Raw genomic sequence first — 19897 nt, forward strand, 5'->3', positions numbered from 1 at the left:
CGCCTGTTCCCCTCGAACGTACTTCGGCACCTTGGGCGTTTCGCCCTTGAGCCACTTGCTCACCGTATTGCGCGCCAACCCCGTCTTGCGGGCGATCTCGCGCTCACTGAGCTTGTCCCGACGGTGCAGGCGCCGGATCTTGCCGATCATGTCCATGGTGATCATTCCTGTCGTCCCCGCCGCACAAAAAAACAGCAGGGTAGGTCGAACACCTGGCCCAGTTTTCGGTCGGCACAACCCTCATACGTGGCTCAAATTTCGGTCGGCGCCAACAGATGCACGCGCCAGTACGGGACGCCGAAGCGGGCCACGTCCTCAACCACGCAGGCAGGGCACAGTCTGGGACTGGGTGCGAAGAAGTCGCCGTTCGTGTTTGGCGGGAAGTAGCGAATCCAGGCGTTCGTATCGCCTTCAAGCTGAGCGGTCTTCCATAGCGCTCGAGATTCCGAAGTCAGGAGAGCGGCGAAGATCGGCAGCGCCGTGTGCCGCTCGATCAATTCGTCGCCTGTGATTGCGCCATCGAGCGCATTCTTCGCAAAGGAATCGGCCAGGACGCCGAAGCGATTGACGGGGTCGGTACGAATGCCGTAGACAATCGGAATCGACTTCGACATCGATACGAAGCGGCCAGTCTCAATGCACGCCGCATGAATGGCACCGATCGTGGCGCCCGCTGGAAAGTTTGGGATCATGGCGGCGTCGGCTCCTGCGTTCCGCTGAAATCCATAAGCCTAGTGGCGGGCGCGAGCAGGCCCCACGTGGGCCCAAACCATCCTCGGCATCTGATCTACCCGTACCAGCTGCGCGGCTTGCAGATCGAGCGCACCAACCGGGTCTGGGCCATGGACATCACGTACATTCCGGTGGCGCGCGGCTTCGTCTACCTCGCCGCCGTGCTGGACTTGCACAGCCGACGCGTGCTCGCGCAGCGCGTGGCGATGACCGTAGAGGCCGACTTCTGCGTGACTGCGTTGGTGGAGGCGATTGCCCGCTAGACCAGGAGATGCCGCTCGACCGTCGCCCGGTCGATATCTGCAACGGTTCCCCGAAGCACCGCCTCGCCGTGCTCCATGACCAGTAGGCGGTCCGCAATGGACAGCATCCAGTCGAGATGCTGTTCGACAATCACGAAGCACGCGCCCTCGCGACAGCGTTTGCGGATGAGTTCCCCCATGCGTTGCACGTTCTCCGGCTGCACGCCTTCGGTAGGTTCATCGAGCAGGGTCAGGTCGCTCTGCAGAGCCAGCGTCCTGGCGAAGGAAAGCAGCTTTCGCTCTCCCCCGCTGAGCGAGCCGGCGCGCTGCGCCTGCCGCTGTGCCAGCAGAGGGAAAGCGCGGAAGATCTCGTCGTACCGTCGAGGCTCCTTTTGCGCGAAGTGCAGGTACAGGTTCTCCGCGACGCTCAAGTCGCCGAAAACGATGTTCTCCTGGGGTACATAGCTCATCCCATAGGCGCGTCGCTGATGCAAGGCAAGCCTTGTCACATCGCGACCCTGCCAGACGACACGCCCCGCACTCGGCGTCAGGACTCCGCTGAGTCCCTTCAGCAAGGTGCTCTTGCCGACGCCATTGCGACCGAGAACGCCGAGCACATGACCCGCGCCCACGCTGCCAGACAGGGAACGAACGACGGTGGTATCCGCGTATCCGCAATGCACTCCCTCAAACTCGAGCGCGCTCATTTGCGGCCTCCGGCATAGACGGCTCGCACTGACGGATCCGCCTGCATCTGCGCAAGGTCTCCCCGGGCAAGCAAGGCCCCCTGATGCAGCACGAACACCTCCCCCCCCATCGCTGCCACTGCGCTGATGTCATGCTCTATTAGCAATGCGGCGGCACCGATGCGCTGAACCATCGCACGAATGCTCTGCGCCATGTGCGCCGTCTCCGTCGGGGACAGTCCGGCACACGGCTCATCCAAAAGGACCAGCCTCGGCTCCGGGAGCATGGTCATGGCAAATTCCAGCGCCTGCCGGTGCCCCTGCGAGATATCTCCTGCACGGGACCCAAGTTCCCGCCCGAGCACGGGGAACCGTTCCAGAAGCCCGCTCATAACTTCGGTTCTCCACGCCTGCGGGCGCCTACTCAGCCAGGCCATTCCATGCAATCGCTGCGCCCAGAGTGCCAGGCGCAGGTTGTCAGCCACGCTCAGTTCGGGAAACACGGTCGGGATCTGGAACTTGCGACCGATCCCGCGACGTGCGATACGCCAGGCCTCAAGTCCCTGGATGGATACGCCATCCAGCAGGATGCGTCCCTGCCGGGTCTTCAGCTGTCCGGTGATGGCATTGAAGGTAGACGTCTTGCCAGCGCCGTTCGGGCCGATGACACTGCGGATTCCCGGGCCGTCCAGCGAGAGCTTCAAGCCGTTGAGGATGCGCACGCCCCCCAGCCCCGCATGCACGTCGTGCAGTTCCAATTGCAGCGGTTTCGCTGATTTCACGATGGAGGGCGCGGCCACTTCGCCAAAGGGTTCCCTGGGCGCCGTCCGCCGCGGCCACAAGCCCGCCAAGCCGTTCGGAAGATAGAGAACGACGGTCACGAAGAGCGCGCCGTTCACCACTTCCCATTCACTGAAGTGCTGGCGCAAAAGCATGGATGCGTAGCCAACGCCCACGGCCCCGAGCAGGGACCCGAGGGCGCTGGACTTGCCACCTACCGCCGCCCAGATGACCAAGTCCGTGGACAGCGCGAACCCGACGGCCTGGGGTGTCACCAGACCCTGCTGCAGCGTGAACAGCGCTCCGGCAAGCGCCGCCAGCAAGGCCGATAGCGCGAAGGCCCAGGCCTTGATGCGATCCGTGGCATAGCCGTAGAGTTGCAGCCGGTGCTCGTTCTGGGCGATGCCGCGCCAAACAACGCCCAGCGGTCTCGAGCTCACGGTGGTGATCAGCCAGGTCGAAGCCACGGCTGCCACGACGATGACCCAGTAGAAGCTGCCATAGCGATCGAAGCCCGGCAGTGCGGGGATACCCAGCATGCCGTTGTAGCCGCCCGTGACGCTGCTCCACTGCTCTGCGATCAGGCCCGCCAGTATGGACAGCGCCAGCGTGACCAGGGAGAAGTAGGGGCCCGCGCGCGTGGTCCGACTGAACAGGAGGCGCCCGATTGTGTAGGCGAGCACGCAGGGAAGGACCAGCACCGCCGGAGCCAGGACGTACCACAGTGCGTTCGCGGACGCGGCCTTCATCAAGGCACCGCATAGATATCCGCCCATGCCGAAAAACATGGCATTGCCCAGGGACAGAATGCCAAGCCTTCCCCAACACATGGCAACGCCTTGGGTAGCGATACCGTAGATCACGTACAAGCCCAACTCGTACGCGTTGAAGCCGCCGCCAATCCAGCCGAAGGCCACTAGGCCCACAGCCAGCGCAGCGGCGGGTTTAGCGTCGCGTGAAGAGACCATCGGGTTTGAGCCACAGTAGAAGGATGGAGATTGTCAGAACAAGCGCGTAGCCGAAGGTGCTGCTGATGACGCTGCTCGCGACGGACTGCACGCCGCCGACCACACCGACGCCTCCCGCAAAGGCCCCGAAACTGCCCAGACCGCCGACGACCAGCGCGAAAAAGGCATTGAGTAGAAAGTTGACCCCCATGCCTGGCTCGACGGGCACCAAAGGCGCAAGGAGCAGACCCGCCATGCCAGCGAAAACCACACCGACTACGAACGTCCACGAAGCCACTCGACGCGTGTCGATTCCCAACGCCTGGGCCAGGATGGGGTTCGACACCATGGCCCGAACCCTGAGTCCTGCCGTACTTCGCCGGTACCACAGGTACAGCAGAGCTAACCCAATCACGACCCCGCCCATCAGCACCACGCGATATGCCGGATACTGCACGCCCAGAATGCGAATCGCACCGTCCAGTGACGTCTGCACATTGCGATACCCGCGCCCGAACATGGCTTCGATCAGCTTGCGTAGAAGCAGCGCCAGGCCCCAGGTCGCGAGCAAGGTATCGAAGGACCTTGCGTACAGGGGGCGTATCAACCACCTTTCGACCCCATAGCCCAGCCCGATGCATACGACGATGCACAGTGGAAGCGACAGCCAGGAGGGCCAACCCGCGCCTTGGACCGCGACCGCCGTGTAGGCGCCGATCATGACGAACTCGCCGTGCGCCATGTTCAGCACGCCGAGCAGACCGAAGACGATGGCCAGACCGAGGGCGATCAGCGCCAGGCTGCTAAGCGCGTACAGGAGGTCGAGGCCGTGCAGCACAATGGAATGACTCAGGCTCATCTCAGACCTCGCAGGTCTGCCCCGAGGGCACGGCGTTGAAGGTCTTGATGAGCCGGAAGCCCTTCGCGTCCACGTCTGCGACGTAGATGTTCTGGGTCACGCTGCGGTCGTGCATCGTGATGGGGCCGCGCGGCCCTACGTAGTGTGCGCCCTGGCTTGCAGGGTCCATCCTGGCGACTTCCAGGGATTTCGCGCGTCCGGCGATGGCCTCCAAAAGCATGAACCCCTCATAGACAGATTCCGCAAGGCCATTGAGTAGGGGCGCATGCACGCCGAAGGATTTGGCATAGTCCGCAGCAAAGGCGACTGCGTTCGGGGCACGGAGGTGAGCGAAATAGCCCATGCTTGAATAGAGGTTGCGCGCATTCGCTACTCCGATGCCAGCCAAGGTGTTTTCCTCGATCAGCGTGCCCAGACGGAGCATGTGCTCGCTCAAGCCGAAGCTGGCGAAGGCCTTGTTGAAATTCACCGACGATCCGCCAACCAGGGTGATCAACACGGCGTCGGCGCCGCTGGCGCGAATGCGCGCGAGGTTAGCGTCGAAGTTGTTCACGCCGAACGGCACATATTCCTCGCCGACCACCTTCCCTCCGGACTTGGCGATGTAGGGCTTGGCCACCGCATTGGTACGGCGCGGCCATACGTAGTCGTTTCCGATCAGGTACCAGTTGCGCGCCTTGCGGGTGGAGGCCAACCAGGGGATGACGGGACCCAACTGCTGTTCGGGGGTTTCCCCTGTCATGTAGACCCCTCGCGCGCATTGGCCGCCCTCCCAGACCGGGGTGTAGATGTAGGGAACCTTGCCGTCGAAGACCTGTACCAACGCATCGCGTACCGCGCTGTCGTGCTGACCGATTACCACTTCCGCACCGTTGCCGCGCCAGAGTTGAAGCGCGGTCTGCGCGGCTTCGGCCGGGGGCACGCCAGCGTCACCAAAAATGGGTTCGACACGCCTTCCCAGGATTCCGCCGCGTGCGTTCAGTGCGTCCACCGCCAGCTTCGTGCAATCCTTGCTCGACGGGCCGAACAGCGCTGCCGGCCCGCTCATCGGGAACATCACTGCCACCTTCAGAGGCTTGGCGGCAAAGGCACTCGGCATGGCCGCGACACCTGCGGCGGCGCCGAGGGAATAAAGGAAGGATCTACGTTGCATGGCGGGCTCCTTGACGAAGGCTTAGTCGGCACGCGCACAGCGCGGCACAGGGGGAAGGGCTGCCTCGATGGCAGCCGCGATGGAAAGCAATCGACGGTCGCTTCCTAGGGGGCCGTCGAGCGCGATGCCGACTGGCAGGCCGGATGCGAGTCCGGCCGGAAGACTGACCCCGGGCAGGGATGCGACGCTTCCCGGATCGGTGTTGCGCGTGAAGGTCGGAAAGGTAGGAACCTGGCGACCATTGAGCTCGACGGTCTCGTCCTCTCCAATACGCGCTGCCACGCGTGGCGTGGTCGGGAAGATCAGTGCATCGAGGGCATTCTTCGCGAACGTGTCGGAGTAGATATCACGGAGGCGCTGACGCCCAGCCATAGCTGCCAGATAGACGCCTTCCGAGACTGCGCCCTCTTGCAGCAGCGGCTCGAGCAGGCGGCGCACATCGCCGCTCCGAACCTGCGCGACCACCTCCTCCAGGCCAACGCCCCGCCCCTGAATTGCAAGATAGGAGCGCATGTCGCGCACGAACTCGTGGCATGCGACCACCAGGCTGCACTGCGCGTCGGTTTCGCGAAGCCCAGGCATGGAGCATTCGACCAGTTGGACGCCGGCTTGAGACATCGCGGCCAAGACCGCGTCGCAAATCTCCCGCACTTCCGGCTCGAGGTCCATCCAGAAGCTGTCACGGGGAACTCCGATACGTAGCCAATCCAGGCGGATCTCGGGTAGCGCCGAAGCATCCCCGGACAGAACGCGGTCGAGTAGCGCGCAATCGGCCACGGAGTTCGCAAGCGGGCCCGCCGTATCGCGCGAAGCCGAGATGGGAACAATTCCGTCCTGAGGGACGCGTCCAAGGGTGGGGCGCAAACCGGTCACGCCGCATAAGGCGGATGGCACGCGGATGGAACCTCCCGTGTCCGTACCGATCGCGGCTGGAACCAGACCGGCGGCAACCGCGACTCCTGCGCCGCCACTGCTTCCCCCGGGAATGCGAAGCGGATCCCAGGGGTTGTGCGCGGCCATGGAAAACGCGTTGTGATTGGTGATTCCAAACGCCAGTTCATGCATATTGAGCATGCCTGCGATCACCGCACCGGCATCGCGCAGCCGTCGAGTTACCTCTGAATCGCGACTAGGCATGCTCAAGGCAAGCGCGGGGGTGCACGCGGAGCAACCGTGACCCATGGCCTGAATGTTGTCCTTCAGGGCAATCGGAATGCCAAGCAGCGGTAGGCGTTGCCCGGCGCGCAAGGCTTCGTCCGCGCGTCGCGCCTGTTCACGCAGAATATCGGGCGAGAACCCCACGAAGGCGTTGAGCGAAGAGCGCTCGTGAACTCTTGCAATGCACTGCTCGGCCAATTCGGAGCTGCTCACACGCCGTGCGTCGAGCAATGCCCGAACGGCTGATAGGGGAAGGTCCAAGGGGTGCATACTCAGGTGACTCCTGTGCGCAGTAGTGGCTGTCACTCTAGAAGTCGGGCCGAATGAAGAAACCCATCCGAATGGCTAGGTCTTGCTTAGGGTCTTCCCGCGACGCAAGCAATCGCCGGATGTGTAGCATCGGCCTCTCCCCGCCCTGGCGCGGAACGTGCTTGTCGTCAGCTATGCATCTCGATCCGTCTCAAACTCGCGCCCTGGCGAGCGTGCTGCAACTCCTTGCGGAAGCCGAGAACGGCGATGAATTGCGGCAACGCTTGGCGCTACCCATGCTTGAACTTCTGCGCGCGGATACGTACACCAGCATGGTGTGGGACGCGCAAAGCCAGCGCTTCAGGGGCATGTACGCCATGAACGTTGCCGAAGACACCCTGCAGGTCTGGGACGATCATTTTCGATTCATCGATCCGCTGACCCTTCCGCTCATGCAACGACGCGTGCCCACTCTCGCCAATGAGGTGCTCATGCAACGAGACCTCGTACGCACGGAATTCTTCAATGACTTCCTTCTGCGTGACCGCTGCTACTGGGGTGTCAACGTGTATTTTTTCGACGGTCAGGAAGGGCTTGGCGATTTTCGGATCTGGCGCTACCGCCACAGAGGAAGCTTCACGCAGGAAGACCTCGGCGTACTTCGCCTGCTCAGCCCGGCGATCACTTCAACGCTTGCACGACTGCGATGGTGCACGAGCGCGATCCGCCAGGCATCCAAGTGGGATTGCGCCGAGGAGCAGTTGCAGCGCGTCGGCGGTTTGAGCGCACGAGAGGCTCAGATTGCGTGGCTTGTGAGCAGCGGCTGTCCGGACAAGGAAATCTCGAACCGCCTGGGCCTGGAACGTGCGACCGTGCGCTTTCATATATCGAATGCGTTTCGGAAGATGCGCGCGGGCAATCGCGTCGCCCTCGCCGCACGCGTGCACGCGCTCGTGAGAGAGCTCGAAGACATGTAAGCGATTTAGTTGTGCGCACCATTGCGGTACCGAGCATGACGGGTTGTGGGGTGTTCTGACCGCAAGCGCACAACGGTTGCTCACCGGACGACGCCAGCCATGGCGCCTTTTCTCGGGGGGCCCTGAGGAAAAAAAAGGGCTGCCCGCCCGGGCAGCCCAACGCTGGAGACTCGTTCGAAGCGGCTGGATCAGAACTGGTGTCGGATGCCGAATGCCAAGCCGGTAGCAGACTGATTGGCCACCCCGGAGAAGAAGTCCGTCGCATCCCCGCCTCCGAAGCTCGCCCCGTTGCTGTTGGAGATGCTCGCGTACGAGGCATACAGATCGGTCTGCTTCGACAGGGGATAGTCGTAGCCCACCGCGATCTGCCGTGCCGAGGGGCCCGCCGCCACCGTGGTGTTCTTGGTGGCTTCGTAGGACGCCAGCACGCTGCCCGGACCGGCCGGCACCGTCAGGCCCAGGATCCACGAATCGATCTTGCCCGAGCTGTAGTCCAGCTTGGCCTGGTTGTAGATCCCGCTGAGCTTGGCCACGTGAAAGTCGTAGATCCCGAACAGCTGCCAGATACGCAGCGCCCCGTCATTGACCTGAGTGGCCGGGTTGACCACCAGATTCAGGGACTGCCCGTAGTTGATCCCCGCCGTCAGCGCCCCCTGCTGGTATTGCAGGTTCAGGTCCCAGGAACGATTCACCTTCGACTGTGATGGGGTGATCCCAGGCACCGGACCGCCGGCGCCGGGCGCGAAGGAATAGGACACTGCGCCCGTGAAGCCGCCCAGACTGGGCGTCTGGTACTGCACGGTTTCATTGCTGCGTGCCAGGCCAGGCGCCTGAGTCAGCAGCGAGAGGTTCGCTCCCGCGCCCGTCATACCCCAGCCGAAGGGGTCGACCAGCGCCACCTCGTTGACGAATTGCAGCGTGTACATGCGCCCGCCCTGGATCGTTCCGAAATCCCCCGAAACGCCCGCGAAGGCCTGGCGCTGCATGAAGCCGCCGCCTCCGCAGTAGTCGGTTGCGTTCACCGCCGCGCCAACCCCGGCGCCCTGGTTAAGGCCCGCGGCGCAGAAGCCCGTTTCCACGTCGAAGAACGCGCTCTGGCCCCCGCCCAGATCCTCCGTCCCCTTCACCCCGAGGCGCGAACCCGCCGCCACCCCCGAGCCCAAGGCTGTCGTGGTCGCGGTCGCCGTATTGCCCGCGCCCGCATTGGCCGGAGCGATCCCCGTGAAATGGGTCACACCCAAATCGATCAAACCGTACAGTTGCACGCTGCTCTGGGCACTGGCCTGGGTTGCAATGCACCCGCCAGCCATCAAGGCTGCGCAAATCACGTTCACTCTCGTGTTCATGCTCCTGTCCTCCTAGTTGGCAAATCTGAAATTCATCTTCTTTGAACTTGCACGCCGATGCCCATCGTTTGCGGATGCATCGACCAGGGCCGCCCCTTTGTTCGAACTACACTTCTGTCCGGTTCCGCTCGAATCGGAGCATTCGCTTCGAGTCGCGCAACGCTCGATCGACGGATTGCCGCCCGAGCTCTGCTCCATGAGATATCGGTGGCCGGTCGCCAAAGCCCCGGGGCAGGTCTGGCGTACAAATTCTTCGGCGCGGAAGCCGCGCCCGCTCGTTCACCGAGGCACAGAAACTTGGTTGAACCGGTGGTCGGTAGCAGACGCTGGAGGTGAACGCCCAATCCACCCTTTACGAGTTGAGTTCGAACGAATGATTCGACTCCAATGCCTACTAGCTACTTTCTGGAGCCAGGCGTTTTCCAGTCTTTGCACATGGCTTATGCGCCCGCGGGCCGGCACGCTCAGAGCTGGACTCCATGCAAGAGCCGTGGCACCGAAGTTCCGGCAAAAAGGCGCTTACGCACCCGGAGGTTGGGATCGCCGCCCCACGCGGTGCAGGTGGTGCGATCAGGGACTCAGTCGAAAGGCGCTCGTCGCCGCTGCGCACTTCAGCGGGGAGCCGCGATTTCACCCACCCAATCGCTCGGGCGCGATAGATCTCTGGAGCGCGCGTAGGTGCTCCAGTTCTGTACAGCCCAAGTTCGCCATGGTCACGTCGAGTTCGTGACTAAGCATGTCCAATGCGACCGCTACTCCAGCACGGCCTAAAGCAGATGCTGCGTGGAGCAGGCCTCGCCCCAGCAGTACGGCTCGGGCACCCAGGGCTACCGCACGAGCGACGTCACTACCGCTACGCACCCCACTGTCCAGCAGGACCGGGACACGACCTTTGACGGCGTCGATGACGGACGGAAGAGCCGCTACCGCCGGATGCACGACATCGGTCTGTCGTCCGCCGTGGTTTGAAACTATGAGTCCATCCACGCCCTGCCGCAGGGCGAGCTGCGCGTCTTCCGCAGAAAGAATTCCTTTCACCAGCAACGCCCCCTTCCACCGCTTCCGCAAGTCTGCAAGATCGTCCCAAGTTAGGCTGGGATCCACCTGCGAAGCCTGCAGGGAAGCCAACGTCCGCACCCCGGAGCCGCGACCAGAGTAGGGCGCGAGATTGGCTAACGTCGGCAGCCGATGTCGCAATACATCGAAAAGCCAAGCAGGGTGCATCGCCATGTCGCCAAGTGCCCCAGTGCTCAGGTGTAGCGGCAGTGAGAATCCATTGCGCAAATCTCGCAGACGACGCCCCGGCATCGGAACATCGACCGTGAGGACCAGAACCTCGACCCCACAGGCCTGGGCGCGGTACAACATGTCGATTGTGATCGCGCGGTCACGAGCGACGTAAAGTTGGTACCAAGTCCTTCCCGGGAAGCGAGCGCAAATCTGTTCGAGACTTGTGCTCGCGGCTGTGCTCATTACATAGGGCACGTTTGCCGCCACAGCCGCCTCAGCCAGCGCCGAGTCAGCGCCCGAACGCACCAGATTTGCCAACCCAATGGGAGCGACTCCGAATGGCGCCGCGTAGACGCGGCCGAACAATTCGACCTGGTGGCGCCGGTTGGCGACATCCACCAGACGCCTAGGCGCAAGCCGTACCGAGCGCAAGGCCATTTGATTGGCTACGAGCAAATTCTCATCGCCCGCACCCCCTTCGACGAAATCCCAAACGACGCGCGGCAAGCGCCGCTTGGATATCCTTTCAAAGTCAGACAGACCGGCGATAGATCGCAATCGGCGAGCCTTCAAGTCGCTGGCCAACTTCCAGGCCCAACCGGCATGTAGTGTTTGCATACGCCGCACTGCGTTCGCCACTGGTGATTTCGCTTCAGAATCAATTGGCATCAATCGTCGCCGCATGGTTCGGATGATCCCGGCTCGGTCCGATTGTCGCGTTGCGCGACGTCGAGACCGCGCCGCCTCTCCCTGTTGTGCACAAGACGCAGAACGTCTGGCCGCGAGTAATGTCCGCAAGGATCAATTGCACCCTTTGCAACGCTGATCAAGCCAAGATCGATGTCGGCGTACAGAATGCCTTCCTGGTCCTCCGGAATCTTCTCGCAAAGAGGGGCGCCGTCGGGCCCGTAGATCACTGCGTGGCCGCCGCCCACATGAGTGAGCTCGTGCTTATCGGGCGTGTCGCACAGCTCATCGACCATCGCCTGCGAAATCACCGCACAAGGTGCCAGCACGAAACATCCACCCTCCACCGCATAGACCTTGCTGACCGCGTTATTCGTCTGCCAGCCCAGCGCGTGCGCAAAGGGCTCGTAGGTGGAGAAGCTCGGCCAAGATGCAACGTGCACCTGCTCGTTCTGGGCGAACATCGAGTATTTGACGAGCGAAAGGATGTTCTCCCAACAGTTCAACGCACCGAGGCGCCCGATGGCCGTGGCGTGGACCGCTAGGTCGCTGCCATCCCCCTCGCCGAACACGGTTCGCTCGGCGTGCGTGGGCCGCAGTTTGCGACGACGAGCGATCCACTCCCCTGCGGGGCCGAGGATCCATTGCGCGATATACAGACTGCTGCCCTCGCGTTCGGATACGCCGATCACGGCGTGCATGTCGTTGCGTCGCACCGCATCGAGCAGGCGCTGCGCCTGCGGACTTTCCGCCGACAGGGAGTTGTCGAAGTAGCGCTGCACGAAGCCTCGCTGGATGGCCCAGGCGGGTGAACCCATCCAGATCCACCACGGATAGCCTGGGATCCAGGTTTCCGGAAAGGCGATCAGCTTGGCACCTGCTCGCCCGGCTTCGTCGATCAGGCGGATTGTCTTGTCGATCCCTGCGTCGAGATCCAGGAATTCCGGTGCCGCCTGTACGACTGCCACTCGGTACTTCGGGTGTGTGATGCCCATTTTGATCCCCTCTTCGTCGTCGATCCCATTCCGGTACCGCGAACGTCGCGGCACCGATCCCGTGCCAAATCCTGCCCCCATCGACCGCCCGAAGGCAGCTCAGGACCGGGGCATTCGCCGCCTGATGCCGAATACGTCCAGCGTCCCGTGCCGTTGCACCAGACCCCATAGCCCGCTAGGAGCGAACATCATGACTAGCATGGCGAGACACCCAAGGCCGATGAAATACCAAGCCCCGTATTGGCTAAAAGCCTCGCGAACGGCGAAATAGACGACAGTTCCCACGATGGGGCCCTCGACGGTTCCGATGCCTCCCAGCACGGTGACAAAGATGGCTGTGGCCGTCCATCCCAGACCAAATGCGGAATTGGGCGTGACCAGCAAGGTGTTCATGAACACGACGCCGCCGGCGCCGGCGGTCAGGGCGCCCCCGACCACCCAGGTGAGAAACTTGGAGCGCTCGACAGGAACTCCGCAGGCGGCGGCCGCGCGTTCGCTGTCGCGTAGGCTCATCAACGCCAGCCCCAGGCGGCCGCGCAAGAGGGTGCGTGTGATCAGAAGGGAAAGGCATCCGACGGCAAGGGCTTCCCAGTAGACCCCCGCGTTTCGAGTCCAACGCTCGTAGTCACCCATTGCATCGAGCGCGATGCCGGTTCCCGCGCCAAGGCCTTGCGTGTTGAGCACGCCGATCCCGCACATCTCCGCCAGCACCCATGTGGCGACTGCAAAATAGGGCCCCGAGAGGCGGAACAACGGCTTGGCGCACAGCACGGCGAAAAGTCCGCCGGAGACCATACTCAGCAGCGGCAGCAGCCACACGTTCATGTGCAGCGAAGTGCAGGCAAAAAAGCCGGCGTAGGCGCCGACTCCGACAAATAGGTACTGCCCGACCGAGACCAGGCCACCATAGCCCGCCAGGAGGTTCCATGCCACGGCCATAGCGAACACGCTAAGAACCTCGACGAGAGTTCGCTGAGCGGCGAATCCTGCCCACCACGGAAGCGTTCCGGCTGCAACCATCAAGAGCAAGCCGCAGACAAGGGGAGCGCGACGCGGACGCCGTGCACTGTTCGACAGATGTGAGATGCTCATGATGAGGATCGTCCGAACAGACCCTGCGGACGAGCCAGCAAGGCCAGCAGGAAGGCCAGGTGCCCGAAAAATGGACCCAGCCCGCTGTTGATGTGACTTCCGACCATCTGCGAAAGACCAATCAACAAGCCACCGAAGAAGGTCCCCCAGATGCTTCCGAGGCCCCCAACAACAACGGCCTCGAAGGCATACAGCAGTTGCGCCGGCCCGGAACTTGGCGTAAAGGCTGTGCGCATTCCAAACAATAGCGCGGCCAGACCGATCAGAGCGCCGATGATTCCCATGAGTATGGGAAACAAACGCTTGTCATTCACGCCCACCAGCCGCGCCGTTGCCGGATCGTCTGCGACCGCGCGTGCCATGCGCCCGAGATGCGTCCCGGACAGGCTCCATGCCGCGAGCGAGAAGGCCACCACGCAGATCCCACCGGTCAGCAGCGGAAGCTCTCCCAGGGATACCGCGCCGAGTTGGAAACCCCGTAGCGCGATGGCCCCGGCTGAAACGCTCCGTGTGTCACTCGTAAACAGCTCCTGCATCAGGTTCTGTAAGACGATGGAAAGCCCGAAGGTCAGCAAGAGCGGGGACATGACCCCCTGTCCGACCACCCGATTCAGAATGCCCCGCTGCAGCAGCCAGCCGATGATGAACATCGCGGGCAGCACGACAGCCAGGCTCAGCCACGCGTCGAGACCGAGGCGAGTCACGGTCATGCTGCAGAGGTAGGCACCCAGCACGATCAGGTCGCCATGGGCTAGATTGATCATGCGCATCACCCCGAGGCTGACGCTCAGCCCGAGTCCGAACAGGGCATAGAGCGCGCCGAGCAGGACTCCGTCGATCAAGGTCTGCAGGATCTGAGACATCGCTCACACTCCAAAGTAGGCTTGGGCCACCTGTGCGTGGTCCGCATCGGCGGAGCGTCCTTCCAGCACGATGCGCCCCTTCTGGATGCAATAGAAGCGCTCGGATTCGCCAAGCGCTCGTGCCACGTTCTGTTCCACCAGCAGCACGGCAAGCCGGGTCCGCCGACGTGCTCGCGCGAGCAGGCCATAGACCTCGTCCACGGCCGCCGGCGAAAGCCCGAGCGAGATCTCGTCGCAAAGCAGGTAGTCAGGATTGGTCGCCAGAGCTCGCGCAATGGCCACCAGTTGCTGCTGGCCGCCGGACAGTGCGGTGGCCGGGCGCCCCTGAAGTGCGGCCAGCGCCGGGAGTTCGTCGAACAGCGATTCCACAGTCCAGGTGGGGCTCCGTTCCAGTGAAGCTCGCTGGGCCAGCTCCAGGTTCTCCCGCACGGTCAAGGTGGGAAAGAGCTTGCGCCCTTCGGGCACCAGGGCGATACCCATCCGCAACTGGTGGAGTTCGTCACGACCCGCAGTTTCGCGCCCGCCGACCGTGATGGTGCCGCCGCTGGGGCGAATCGCGCCCGCCATACAGCGCAGCAACGTCGTCTTGCCGGCACCGTTGGCCCCAATCAGCGCGATGGTCTCCGCTTCCTCGAGACGCAGGCCGACGCCGAACAGGGCCTGGAATGGACCGTATCCGGCGCAGAGCTGTTCAGTGCAAAGCATCGCGCGTCTCCTCTCCGAGATCCTCGTCGAGGTCCGAGCCAAGGTAGCAGGAGCGCACGGTGGGGTTGGCCAGCACGGTACGCGGGGCGCCATCGGCGATGATCCGCCCCTCCGCGAGAACCAGCATGCGGTCGACCACTCCTACCAGGGCGTGCACCAGATGCTCGATCCAGAGCACTGTCACGCCCTCGCGCTGGAGTTGGACGATCCACTGCACCAGTTCACCGACCTCGGAGTCAGTCAGACCGCCAGCCACCTCGTCCAGCAGCAACAGGCGGGGACGCATGGCCATCGCCCGCGCCAGCTCGAGGCGCTTGCGCTGCAACAAGGTCAGCGCGCCGGCCATGCTGTCCGCCCAGGGTTCCAGCCCGCACTGGCGCACCACGGAAGTCGCCTGGGAGGTTGCCTGTGCCCCGTGCGACCTCCCCCCGTACGTGGCGGCAACCAGAATGTTCTCGAACACACTCATGCCATCGAAGGGCTGGGGGATCTGAAAAGTGCGCCCCACTCCGGACATACAGCGCTGGGTCGCACTAAGGCGCGTCATATCGCGACCTTCGATATGGATGGTTCCCGCTGAACAGCGCAGGCCCCCGCTGATGGCCCCGAACAGGCTACTCTTGCCGGCGCCATTGGGCCCGATGACGCCCAGAAACTGCCCCTGCGGTACCGACAAATCAATCGCTGGCAGAACGACCATATCGCCGTACCGGATCTGCACGCCTCGAAGCTCGAGCAGCATCTTGGATCACCAGGTTCCGGGCAGGAGTTCGAAGGGACGCTGCACCGGAATCTCGGGCGCCGTGGCGTTGGTGGTCACATACAGACCCAGCTTCTTGTGATCGATGCGCCATTGACCACCCACGACGCGGATCTTCGAGACATTCTTGATGCCGCTGTGCGCCCAGTCGAGGCGCCCAATGATCGTGTCCACCTGCATGCCGCGAATGGTGTCCGCCACCGCCTTCGGCTTCTTGGGGTCTGCGCTGGCTTTCAGCGCATGCACGCCCGCCTCGAACAGTGCGTGCACGACACCGAGCGGCTGGGTCCACTGGCGGCCGGTTGCATGTTCGTAGGACTCAGCCAGTTGGGCCGAGCTTTGACCTGTCAGGCTGGAGTGGAAGGGATATGCCGGAGTCCACCAAATTTCGGTCGACATCCCGTCTGCGTTCTTGCCGAGCGCGGCGACTCCCCCTGGAAACAGAAGGGCCTTCGCCGGAGTCGCTATCCTGGGCTTGAAGCCCATTTGCGCGGACTGGGTCACGAATGTGGCCCACTCGGGTGGATTGAACAATCCGGTCACGATCTCGGCACCGGCTTGCTTGAATGCCTGGATATGGACGGAGAAATCATTGGCGCCGACCGGGAACTTCCCGACCTCCACCATGCGATAGTGGGCTCCGGCGAAGTCCGCCGGCATGCCCGTCCTCGGGTTGCCCATGGCGTTGCCTGGAAGATCGTTACTCCAGGCCATCCCTACGACCTTGTTGGTCGCCTGGCCGTTCCACATGTCCACGTAGACATGCGCGATGTCGTCGATGCCCCAGAAGAAATGGAAGACGTTCTTGAAGCCGACATTGGGGTTGCCGTGCATGGGGAACATCCAAGCCTCCCAAGGCCCCATGGTGCTGATGCAGGGAACTCCGTTGAGTTCGCACTGCTGGGCCACGTCCGGCCCGATGCCCACCTGCGCGAGCATGAGGTCGACGTTGTCCTTGTTAATCAGGTCGGCTGCGAGGTTGGCCTGCCTGGTGGGGTTGCTCTCGTCATCGCGCACGAGAATCTCGACCGCGTAGCGCTTGCCACTGATCAGGAGACCGGGGGCGAGCGCCTTGCGGATTTGGGCCAGCAGGAAGTCGTCGGCTTCCGAGAACGGCGCGAAAGGCCCGGTTCGCGGGTGGATGTAGCCAATTCGAAGCACGTCCTGCGCCGCGCTAGCCGCACGCGGCCCCGCAAACAATGCCGCGGCTCCGAAGGTCGCAACCTGGCCCAGAAAGCTGCGACGCTCGACGTCGTCCACCCGACATTTGTCGTCATGTTCAATGGGATCTTTCATGAGCGCTCCTCCATGTGGTTCCAGTAGCCCCGGCCGCGGCGCCAGGGCGCGCGGGATTGGAGGAATTTTTCAGTTTGTGCACACTGCTCGCTCGTTCCCCAAGGCACAAAAACTTGGTTGAATCGGATCCCCCGCCAAGCTGTAACGGTCGCGCTGGATGAATTAAGGGTCTTCCCGCAATCCTTGCGAGGGCGTCGTGTGTAGCATCAGGTAGCGACGTTCCTAGCGCGGAATTTGCTTGTCGATTGCGGCCATGGGCGCGCGGTTCCGGGCGCATCGGTCGCCCCGACTCACGGCGCCACGTTGCCTATTTGCATGGTGCATAAATCGCACCGCGGTGGTGCAAGGCTTGCACCTCGTGTCGCGCCGTACACCTGGACGGCTGGACCTCTTGATGACCCACGGACTCCTGATGGAATCCCCCACGACCACCTCGCCAGCACTGCAGTTCCTGAACACCTCTGGCGTGACTCCAGCGGATCGAATCGATCTCTGGCGCGGCATCGTGCGCGACCGAATCATCCCTCTGGACCTGGACGTTCTCGGGCACAAGACTCTGGACGCTTCGCTGTGCTGGCTGCGGCTGGGAGCTATCAGCGTTTCAAGGGTTCGCGCAACGCCGCATGCCGTGCGGCGCACCGCGGCCATGATCAATCTGGCGGGTGCGGATTCGCTGATCCTGAACCTCATGCGCGACGGGTGCGGACACGCCGAGCAGGATGGCCGTCAGGCCCGCATGCGTGCGGGCGGCGGCGTGCTGTGCAACGGCGCGAGGCCCTACGTGCTGGAGTTCCCCAACCCCTTCGAGATCGTCGTCGTGCAACTACCCCGGGCGATGCTGTCGCGCTCTCTCGCCGGCCTCGATTTCGGAGTCGCCCGCGAGCTCGAGACAAGCTCGCTGTACACCGTGGTGACGTCCTACGCCTGCCAACTCCTGGACCAAGCGCCGGAAGTCGATCCGGCAACTTCGGAGCGACTGGCGAACAATTTTGCCGATCTGATCAGCCTCCTGGTCGGCGACGTGGTACAGGCTTCGCATCCGCCGCTCTCGGAGTACAAGTCGGCCACATTGACTCGCATCCGCCAGTTCGTGGAGGCCCATCTGTCTGATCCGGAGCTTTCCCCGGAACGAGTCGCAACAGAGCTTCGGCTCTCCGCACGCTATATCAATGCACTCCTACAGGCCGAAGGGACCTCTCTCGGCCGCATGATCTGGTCGCGACGCCTGGAGCGCGTGGCCAGGGACCTGCGCGATCCGGCGATCAAGGGCCGGACAATCTCCTGCATAGCCTTCCATCATGGATTCAACGATCTGACGCACTTCAGCAAGGCGTTTCGCCAGAAGTTCGGACTCTCGCCACGAGACTACCGGCAGGCCGAGGCAACTCGGGAGGTCGCCTCCAAAGCGTCCCTCGAAGCCTGATCCGTCTCGTTCTGGCCAGCAGCATGGGCGAGCCCGGGATGCCTCAAGCGCCCGGCCAGGATCTGATCGCAAGACCCCTGGCAGACTGAACCAGCCGGTCAATTTCCTGCGCTAGAGGCAGTAACTCCCGCCCCTGGCGGGTAAGCTTTACTCCCTGCCCGCTGCGTTGCAGCAAAGGCACGCCGACCTCCGCCTCCAGTAGCTGCATCTGGCGGCTCAGCGCCGACTGCGCCACGGCCAGTCTTCGGGCCGCCTGGGTGAAGCTGCCCAACTTCACGATGCAGACGAAGTAGCTCAGCTGTCTCAACGTCATGGCGAAATCTCTCGCACGCGGCGCTCCTTCCTACCCGGAAGGGACTCGCGCCTATGCTCACTGTCGCGCTGAGCTTCCGGTGGCCAGCGCACCGCCGAAGGGAATCCGGCAACAGGTGGTCTCGCACACCCATTTCTCGAATGACCCGCGACCCCACGGCGCCGCTACTTAGGGAAACACTGATCAATTCGGGGCGGCTGGCATCGCACGCTGGCCGAGCGGGGCGTGAACTGGAACAATGGTCCTGAACGTCCGAGAGCGCGAGGAACGACGATGCAGACGAGCTTTTCCGAGTACGAGTACGGGAGCAAGAAGCGGCAGACGCGACGCGACCGCTTCCTGGCCGAGATCGAAGCGATGACGCCGTGGGGCGAGTTGGTCGCGGCGATCGAGCGCCACTATCCGAAGGGCGGTGGCCGCGGTCGCCCGCCGATCGGACTGGAGCGCATGCTGCGCATGTACATCGCGCAGAACTGCTTCGGGCTGTCGGACGAAGGCATCGAGGATGCCATCTACGACAGCCAGGCGATCCGGCGCTTCGTTGGCATCGATCTGGGCCGCGAGTCGGCACCCGACGCCACGACGCTGCTCAAGTTCCGCCGCCTGCTCGAAGACAAGCAGCTCACCGAAACCATCTTCACGACCATCAACGCGCACCTGGCGGCCAAGGGGCTGTTCCTGCGGCGCGGCACGGTGGTGGATGCGACCATCATCGAGGCGCCGCCGTCGACCAAGAACGCCAAGGGGGATCGCGACCCCGAGATGCACCAGACCAAGAAAGGCAACGCGTGGCATTTCGGCATGAAGGCCCATATCGGCGTCGATGCCCAATCGGGGCTGGTGCACACCGTGGTCGGCACCGCCGCCAATGTGGCTGATGTGACCCGGGCACAAGATCTGCTGCATGGCGACGAGGAGGATGTCTTCGCCGATGCGGGCTACCAGGGCGTGGCCAAGCGCGAGGAGAACATCGGTGTTCCGGTCAACTGGCATGTGGCCATGCGCCCCGGCAAGCGCCGCGCGCTGGCCGGGCACGGCTGGGCGCAGAAGCTGGAGTGGATCGAGCAGATCAAGGCCAGCATCCGCGCCAAGGTTGAGCACCCGTTCCACGTCGTGAAGAACCTCTTTCGGCACCGCAAGGCGCGCTACCGCGGCCTGGCGAAGAACACGGCGCAGTTGCACACGCTGTTCGCCATGGCCAATCTGATGCTGGCGCGCAGGCTGGTTTGGAACTCCGACACCCGAGGTGCGTCCGCAGTGTGAAAAATGGGGCAAAGGGCGGCGTCCGCTGCCGATTTTCGGCCGCGCTTCGGACCTCCTGACCGCGAAACGCCCGTTTTTCGCACAGTTCGCGACCATGGATACAAGCGGCTTCGCCCAAGAGGTCATTTCTTCAGTGCTTCC

General features: G+C 63.3%; 19 protein-coding genes and 1 pseudogene. 4 read left to right on the forward strand and 16 right to left on the reverse strand.

Annotated elements, in window-relative coordinates; translation table 11 throughout:
• The coding region (locus D466_RS24255) for a helix-turn-helix domain-containing protein (protein WP_156004466.1) at positions 1-156 on the reverse strand (156 nt) is incomplete at its 3' end.
• 95 nt (positions 157-251) lie between these two features.
• Positions 252-692: a hypothetical protein gene (locus D466_RS0118930; protein ID WP_051083797.1), complete on the reverse strand. Its 441-nt coding sequence runs from the start codon at positions 690-692 to the stop codon at positions 252-254.
• 81 nt (positions 693-773) lie between these two features.
• Here D466_RS0118930 and D466_RS22425 point away from each other — a divergent pair.
• Positions 774-992: pseudogene (locus D466_RS22425) on the forward strand (DDE-type integrase/transposase/recombinase); the annotation flags it as partial.
• Here D466_RS22425 and D466_RS0118940 read toward each other — a convergent pair.
• Genes D466_RS0118940 through iaaH form a run of 5 tightly spaced genes read right to left on the reverse strand, consistent with a single transcriptional unit; the run spans position 992 to position 6827 of the window.
• The gene (locus tag D466_RS0118940) at positions 992-1681 is read right to left on the reverse strand and encodes an ATP-binding cassette domain-containing protein (RefSeq protein ID WP_026285490.1); all 690 of its coding nucleotides are present in this window, start codon (positions 1679-1681) and stop codon (positions 992-994) included. The pseudogene D466_RS22425 and the gene D466_RS0118940 sit on opposite strands and share 1 nt — an antisense overlap.
• Entirely contained in the window at positions 1678-3408 is a 1731-nt protein-coding gene (locus tag D466_RS0118945) for an ATP-binding cassette domain-containing protein (protein ID WP_026285491.1), read from the reverse strand. Before D466_RS0118945 ends, D466_RS0118940 begins: the two co-directional genes overlap by 4 nt.
• Positions 3386-4246: a branched-chain amino acid ABC transporter permease gene (locus tag D466_RS0118950; RefSeq protein ID WP_018915263.1), complete on the reverse strand. Its 861-nt coding sequence runs from the start codon at positions 4244-4246 to the stop codon at positions 3386-3388. Before D466_RS0118950 ends, D466_RS0118945 begins: the two co-directional genes overlap by 23 nt.
• Position 4247: 1 nt before the next feature.
• A complete protein-coding gene (locus tag D466_RS0118955) occupies positions 4248-5399 on the reverse strand; it encodes a substrate-binding domain-containing protein (RefSeq protein ID WP_026285492.1) in 1152 nt (383 codons plus the stop codon).
• 21 nt (positions 5400-5420) lie between these two features.
• On the reverse strand, positions 5421-6827 hold the full coding sequence (gene iaaH, locus D466_RS22430; RefSeq protein ID WP_038166975.1) for an indoleacetamide hydrolase: 1407 nt from the start codon (positions 6825-6827) through the stop codon (positions 5421-5423).
• A 173-nt stretch (positions 6828-7000) separates the two neighbouring features.
• Between iaaH and D466_RS0118965 the strand changes: the two genes are divergently transcribed.
• On the forward strand, positions 7001-7783 hold the full coding sequence (locus D466_RS0118965) for a helix-turn-helix transcriptional regulator (protein WP_018915266.1): 783 nt from the start codon (positions 7001-7003) through the stop codon (positions 7781-7783).
• Between the two features lie 188 nt (positions 7784-7971).
• Here the strand turns inward: D466_RS0118965 and D466_RS0118970 are convergent, their stop codons facing one another.
• From D466_RS0118970 to D466_RS0119005, 8 genes are all read right to left on the reverse strand, one after another.
• Positions 7972-9129, reverse strand: coding sequence for a porin (locus tag D466_RS0118970; protein WP_081630048.1), 1158 nt, complete (start codon positions 9127-9129; stop codon positions 7972-7974).
• Positions 9130-9759: 630 nt separating this feature from the next.
• On the reverse strand, positions 9760-10977 hold the full coding sequence (locus D466_RS23615; protein WP_196803530.1) for an alpha-hydroxy acid oxidase: 1218 nt from the start codon (positions 10975-10977) through the stop codon (positions 9760-9762).
• A gap of 50 nt (positions 10978-11027) precedes the next feature.
• Entirely contained in the window at positions 11028-12041 is a 1014-nt protein-coding gene (locus D466_RS0118980) for a carbon-nitrogen hydrolase family protein (RefSeq protein ID WP_018915269.1), read from the reverse strand.
• Positions 12042-12140: 99 nt separating this feature from the next.
• On the reverse strand, positions 12141-13133 hold the full coding sequence (locus tag D466_RS0118985; RefSeq protein WP_038166976.1) for a branched-chain amino acid ABC transporter permease: 993 nt from the start codon (positions 13131-13133) through the stop codon (positions 12141-12143).
• Positions 13130-13996: a branched-chain amino acid ABC transporter permease gene (locus D466_RS0118990; RefSeq protein ID WP_018915271.1), complete on the reverse strand. Its 867-nt coding sequence runs from the start codon at positions 13994-13996 to the stop codon at positions 13130-13132. The genes D466_RS0118985 and D466_RS0118990 overlap by 4 nt, the downstream gene beginning before the upstream one ends.
• A 3-nt stretch (positions 13997-13999) precedes the next feature.
• Positions 14000-14701, reverse strand: coding sequence for an ABC transporter ATP-binding protein (locus D466_RS0118995; RefSeq protein WP_018915272.1), 702 nt, complete (start codon positions 14699-14701; stop codon positions 14000-14002).
• Entirely contained in the window at positions 14688-15443 is a 756-nt protein-coding gene (locus D466_RS0119000) for an ABC transporter ATP-binding protein (RefSeq protein WP_018915273.1), read from the reverse strand. The genes D466_RS0118995 and D466_RS0119000 overlap by 14 nt, the downstream gene beginning before the upstream one ends.
• Before the next feature lie 6 nt (positions 15444-15449).
• The gene (locus tag D466_RS0119005; protein WP_156004472.1) at positions 15450-16757 is read right to left on the reverse strand and encodes an ABC transporter substrate-binding protein; all 1308 of its coding nucleotides are present in this window, start codon (positions 16755-16757) and stop codon (positions 15450-15452) included.
• A 394-nt stretch (positions 16758-17151) separates the two neighbouring features.
• Here D466_RS0119005 and D466_RS22435 point away from each other — a divergent pair, with 394 nt between their 5' ends.
• Complete coding sequence (locus tag D466_RS22435) at positions 17152-18180, forward strand: helix-turn-helix domain-containing protein (RefSeq protein WP_018915275.1); 1029 nt, start codon at positions 17152-17154, stop codon at positions 18178-18180.
• A gap of 43 nt (positions 18181-18223) precedes the next feature.
• Here the strand turns inward: D466_RS22435 and D466_RS0119015 are convergent, their stop codons facing one another.
• Entirely contained in the window at positions 18224-18493 is a 270-nt protein-coding gene (locus D466_RS0119015) for a LysR family transcriptional regulator (protein ID WP_018915276.1), read from the reverse strand.
• A gap of 273 nt (positions 18494-18766) precedes the next feature.
• Between D466_RS0119015 and D466_RS0119020 the strand changes: the two genes are divergently transcribed.
• Positions 18767-19756 (forward strand): IS5 family transposase, encoded by a 990-nt coding sequence (locus D466_RS0119020; RefSeq protein WP_018914603.1) that lies wholly within the window; start codon positions 18767-18769, stop codon positions 19754-19756.
• Positions 19757-19897 lie beyond the last annotated feature (141 nt).

Origin of the sequence: Thiomonas sp. FB-6 (assembly GCF_000377645.1) — a bacterium.
Taxonomy (GTDB): Bacteria; Pseudomonadota; Gammaproteobacteria; order Burkholderiales; family Burkholderiaceae_C; genus Thiomonas_A.

Bases quoted from the DNA above. Each gene is read 5' to 3' on its own strand.
- iaaH (WP_038166975.1), bottom strand. From the start codon at position 6,827: ATGCACCCCTTGGACCTTCCCCTATCAGCCGTTCGGGCATTGCTCGAC.
- D466_RS0118930 (WP_051083797.1), bottom strand. From the start codon at position 692: ATGATCCCAAACTTTCCAGCGGGCGCCACGATCGGTGCCATTCATGCG.
- D466_RS0118950 (WP_018915263.1), bottom strand. From the start codon at position 4,246: ATGAGCCTGAGTCATTCCATTGTGCTGCACGGCCTCGACCTCCTGTAC.
- D466_RS0118955 (WP_026285492.1), bottom strand. From the start codon at position 5,399: ATGCAACGTAGATCCTTCCTTTATTCCCTCGGCGCCGCCGCAGGTGTC.
- D466_RS23615 (WP_196803530.1), bottom strand. From the start codon at position 10,977: ATGCAAACACTACATGCCGGTTGGGCCTGGAAGTTGGCCAGCGACTTG.
- D466_RS0119000 (WP_018915273.1), bottom strand. From the start codon at position 15,443: ATGCTGCTCGAGCTTCGAGGCGTGCAGATCCGGTACGGCGATATGGTC.
- D466_RS0118970 (WP_081630048.1), bottom strand. From the start codon at position 9,129: ATGAACACGAGAGTGAACGTGATTTGCGCAGCCTTGATGGCTGGCGGG.
- D466_RS0118965 (WP_018915266.1), top strand. From the start codon at position 7,001: ATGCATCTCGATCCGTCTCAAACTCGCGCCCTGGCGAGCGTGCTGCAA.
- D466_RS0118990 (WP_018915271.1), bottom strand. From the start codon at position 13,996: ATGTCTCAGATCCTGCAGACCTTGATCGACGGAGTCCTGCTCGGCGCG.
- D466_RS0118985 (WP_038166976.1), bottom strand. From the start codon at position 13,133: ATGAGCATCTCACATCTGTCGAACAGTGCACGGCGTCCGCGTCGCGCT.
- D466_RS22435 (WP_018915275.1), top strand. From the start codon at position 17,152: ATGACCCACGGACTCCTGATGGAATCCCCCACGACCACCTCGCCAGCA.
- D466_RS0118945 (WP_026285491.1), bottom strand. From the start codon at position 3,408: ATGGTCTCTTCACGCGACGCTAAACCCGCCGCTGCGCTGGCTGTGGGC.
- D466_RS0119020 (WP_018914603.1), top strand. From the start codon at position 18,767: ATGCAGACGAGCTTTTCCGAGTACGAGTACGGGAGCAAGAAGCGGCAG.
- D466_RS0118980 (WP_018915269.1), bottom strand. From the start codon at position 12,041: ATGGGCATCACACACCCGAAGTACCGAGTGGCAGTCGTACAGGCGGCA.
- D466_RS0118995 (WP_018915272.1), bottom strand. From the start codon at position 14,701: ATGCTTTGCACTGAACAGCTCTGCGCCGGATACGGTCCATTCCAGGCC.
- D466_RS0119005 (WP_156004472.1), bottom strand. From the start codon at position 16,757: ATGAAAGATCCCATTGAACATGACGACAAATGTCGGGTGGACGACGTC.
- D466_RS0118940 (WP_026285490.1), bottom strand. From the start codon at position 1,681: ATGAGCGCGCTCGAGTTTGAGGGAGTGCATTGCGGATACGCGGATACC.
- D466_RS0119015 (WP_018915276.1), bottom strand. From the start codon at position 18,493: ATGACGTTGAGACAGCTGAGCTACTTCGTCTGCATCGTGAAGTTGGGC.